Annotated in this window: 1 protein-coding gene; it reads right to left on the reverse strand. The window is 54.8% G+C overall.

Annotation, left to right across the window (positions count from 1 at the left end; genetic code table 11):
* Positions 1-15: 15 nt before the first annotated feature.
* A complete protein-coding gene (locus CDH47_RS17440) occupies positions 16-1,245 on the reverse strand; it encodes an ISL3 family transposase (protein ID WP_100641622.1) in 1,230 nt (409 codons plus the stop codon).
* Positions 1,246-1,340: the final 95 nt, after the last annotated feature.

The following is a 1,340-nucleotide window of genomic DNA, read 5'->3' on the forward strand; positions in this document are numbered from 1 at the left end:
TATATGGCTCTTCACTTATCTGTGTGGGTCAGGTGCCATTGGCAGTCCGCCGTAGTGAAATAGAATCGCCCGCTTGAACCTCTCCTTGTTCCGGAATCCCCGAGACCGAACCTTTACCGCTCGAACTTGTCCATTGATCGCTTCCGCAAGGGCATTGGAAGCCCGGAAACGCATAGCGTTAAGGATGCCAAACAGCTTAGTTTCGATCTGGTCTGCCGTGGCACTCAGGGCCCGAACCTCAGTGAGCCGGGCCATATGGATCCATTCTTGCCAAGCTGCGCGAGCACCTTTGACCCGGTAGCCTCGCCAGATATCTCGCGCTTTCTCCTTGAGATACCACACCAAACCGGTGTTTTTGAGGGTTTCTGACAAATATTTGATCTGTTGTATCTGCTGTCCTTTAAGGCTCTTGCGATGGCGTAGCCAGGTGTATCGGCTTCGATGGATCTCCTTCCGCATCGAATGATCCGCACGTGCCATGTCAGCTTTGCGAGTGGCATCAAGCGTTCGGGTCAGCATTTGCGCAACGTGGAAATGGTCGAAGGCGATTTTCCGATGGGCTTTCTCGATATGCTCAAATGTCGCCTTCTGATAGGCCGGACTCATATCCATAGAGATGGACAGAATCGACCGCTTACGAGGCTCATCCAGGGTGGCGTAAAAGCGCCCAAGGCTATCCGAGGATCGGCCGTCCTCCACGGCCAAAACCTGGCCCTGGTCGTTAGAAACGATCGTTACATAGTCGTGCCCTTTACGAAATGCCGTCTCATCGACGGCCAGCCGTGTCGTATCTCGGTCAGGAGCATTAGCCAGGCCCCGCCGCACGGCCCGTTCCATGATGTTGTCGATGGCAGTCCAGCTCAGGCGTAACTGCTTGCTGACCGCAGAGATCGAGGCTGCCCTGAGCCAGCTGATAACGAAGGCTTCAAATAGAAGTGTGTACCGGCTGTTCTGTTCAGCCCAAGGAACACTGATCGTCAGACAGCCATGCTCGGGACACTGCACACGAGGAACCTGAGCAACCACTTGCGTTCGGAACTGACAAGTATCGAGGTGACGCCAACGACGTTCCCGCGAGTCGTAGCCCGGGCAGGCATGGCCACAGCGGGGGCAGACAAGCTTAGCGCCATGGTCCAGACCGACCTGAACGACGACTTCCCCCTGGCTCTTATCCAGTTCGACGCCTGATACAAGCCAAGGAGAGGACAGCCCTAGAATGTGTTCGTAGAGGGTACATTGATCCAACGTTGGTCCCCATCCATTGAGTTAATCGGATGCGACAACAGTGACCAAAAGCGGCAGGAAAATAAAGGGTTACCCACCATAATAAGTGAAGAGCC

The sequence above is a fragment of the Marinobacter salexigens genome (assembly GCF_002806945.1).
Taxonomy (GTDB): Bacteria; Pseudomonadota; Gammaproteobacteria; order Pseudomonadales; family Oleiphilaceae; genus Marinobacter; species Marinobacter salexigens.